Origin of the sequence: Herbivorax alkaliphila (assembly GCF_030848475.1) — a bacterium.
Lineage (GTDB): Bacteria > Bacillota > Clostridia > Acetivibrionales > Acetivibrionaceae > Herbivorax.
The window spans coordinates 1-2,072 of the sequence record NZ_JAVDDS010000112.1 but is presented as its reverse complement, the minus strand read 5'-3'; the positions used below and the strand labels follow the sequence as shown (position 1 = coordinate 2,072).

Annotated in this window: 4 protein-coding genes; all 4 read left to right on the top strand. The window is 33.7% G+C overall.

What is annotated here, in order from left to right; translation table 11 throughout:
* The first annotated feature begins 129 nt into the window (after positions 1-129).
* Entirely contained in the window at positions 130-537 is a 408-nt protein-coding gene (locus RBH29_RS17460; protein WP_306698289.1) for a DUF7674 family protein, read from the top strand.
* Positions 538-797: 260 nt separating this feature from the next.
* On the top strand, positions 798-920 hold the full coding sequence (locus tag RBH29_RS17455; protein WP_306698288.1) for a hypothetical protein: 123 nt from the start codon (positions 798-800) through the stop codon (positions 918-920).
* Positions 921-1,017: 97 nt separating this feature from the next.
* Positions 1,018-1,425 carry a hypothetical protein gene (locus RBH29_RS17450; RefSeq protein WP_306698287.1) on the top strand — a complete coding sequence of 136 codons (408 nt, stop codon included), beginning with the start codon at positions 1,018-1,020 and terminating at the stop codon, positions 1,423-1,425.
* A 75-nt stretch (positions 1,426-1,500) separates the two neighbouring features.
* Positions 1,501-1,782: a cupin domain-containing protein gene (locus tag RBH29_RS17445; protein WP_306698286.1), complete on the top strand. Its 282-nt coding sequence runs from the start codon at positions 1,501-1,503 to the stop codon at positions 1,780-1,782.
* Positions 1,783-2,072 lie beyond the last annotated feature (290 nt).

Below are 2,072 nucleotides of genomic sequence, written 5' to 3'. Positions count from 1 at the left end.
GATGAGGCAAAGACCGCGACATCGTGTCGCGGATTATTCAGTTGATACTATGTAGATTCTTTATTTATGATGCGTAATAAACTGTGAGTATGATGAAGAAATTATACAGAGGGGCTGGGTGTACTAATAATGATAAGCAAAAAGCAAATTATTGAATTGATTATTGATGCTTGCCCATCTTATAAATCTAGGTGGGAAGAGTATTGTTCAAACAGTTATAATGATGGAGAAGAAATGCTTTTATATGTTGATGTAAGCGATTTTGTTCAACACATAATAAATTTATATAAAAAGAATGATTTAAAAGAATTTGATAAAGTATTTGACTTAATTGAATTGTTACATATTAATGGTGATGAGTATGTTAAGGAATTGGCTACTATAGGAATCTTAGAAAGTATGCAGAATTTATGTTTAAATAGTGATCTAAATCCCGAAATATTTGTGCAATATTTAAAAGCGGAATCAAAAAAATGGTGGGATAGCCTCAATGATTTTTGGTCAGGCAAATCAAAATATGTTGGTGAAAACATATAAGTTTAAAAAAGTTAATGTAGAATGATAAACCGATAGTAAGTATAGAAAGCGTTTAAGGGACGGACGTCCTGTCCGTCTCTGGTCTCTGGGGGCCTCATCCATCCGATAACAATGCATGGCAGTGAAAGTGCGGGATAGAAGGTCATGGAGAAAATTCTCTGGAGAAGGAGCACGAAGCATGCCGCACCACATTCCATCGTCGGGTGACAAGCACCGCCTTCGAAGAAAAGCTCTGCGGGTTCGACTCTGGAACGTCTTCCATGCGAGACGTTGAACGAAATGCCTCTGAAAAGAGAAGTGACTTTGAAGATTTCATAAGACATTACAGTGTATCTGCCAATGAAAAAACTTACTCTATGAGGTATGAAATTACATATGACTAGAGCAGAAAAACATGGGAGAATTATAACCAACCAACAACTTTAGAGGAATGAAAGTAAATAATTAATGCTAATATTTTAAAGAATAGGATGATAGAAAATGTTAGATAAAATTGAAGATTTTGAGCTAAATAATTTTATAAAAGAATATGATAAGTGCTTCCTTGAAGGAAACATAAAAAAATTAAGATTATTTTATCCTGAGGATAACAATAAATTGATATATTTTGATAATCATAAAAATAATGATACATATTCAGTAGATGATCATTTGAAATTATTGAATGATTTTTTCCAAGAAGGGAAAAAGACAGAATCGGGAAAAGTTGAAGAAATAACAATGGAAAATGTTCATTATTTTAAAACAGAAAATGCTGCTTGCATTTGTTTTTACGCAAGGTATAAAAGTTTTCCAAAACCAGCAGTAAGAACAACAATGTATTTGGAAAAAAGCAATGGGAACTGGAAAATAAAACATGTGCATTGTTCTTTTGAACCAGAAAAATAGTTTGTCTTAATATGTACTTAGTTTGAAGAAAGAATCTTTAAAAGCTATATACATTTTGCTATGGGGGTGAAGAGTTTGAAAAGATGTTTAGTTGATTTTGAAAATATTGATTGGATAGAAGTTGCAAAAGGTGCAAGATGTAAGGTATATAATGATGGAAATAGACAAGTAAGGTTACTTGAGTTTTCAGATGGGTATGTAGATGAAAATTGGTGCCATAAAGGGGATATTGGATATGTAATAGATGGTAGTTTTACGGTTGATTATGATGGTGAGATAGAAAATTATAATATTGGTGATGTAGTTTTTATTAAGTCTGGTGAAGAAGAAAAACACAAAATATCAATGCAAAAATGAGAAAAGGTAACTTTGCTAGCTTTTGAGAATATCTAAAGAGCACAATTAGTTCAAAGTGTTGCTCAAAACTATATTGAAAAAAGTCTCAGGGGTCTATAGTTTTTGAGTGGCACATCGTTCAACAACAGATTGCCATAAAGGTGCAGTAGAATGAACAGGTAGTAGGTCAGCACCACATGCCCTCAGCAAGTAGAAGTTTCACTAAGCTTCGGGCACGTTGGCAATCACAACGTTTGGTGAAATTGGTCGCGAGACCGCCACGTCCTGTGGAGGATTTGCTAGGGTTTGGC

What these genes read in the sequence shown, in the direction of transcription:
- RBH29_RS17460 (WP_306698289.1), top strand. Translation starts at nt 130, where the DNA reads ATGATAAGCAAAAAGCAAATTATTGAATTGATTATTGATGCTTGCCCA.
- RBH29_RS17455 (WP_306698288.1), top strand. Translation starts at nt 798, where the DNA reads ATGCGAGACGTTGAACGAAATGCCTCTGAAAAGAGAAGTGACTTTGAA.
- RBH29_RS17450 (WP_306698287.1), top strand. Translation starts at nt 1,018, where the DNA reads ATGTTAGATAAAATTGAAGATTTTGAGCTAAATAATTTTATAAAAGAA.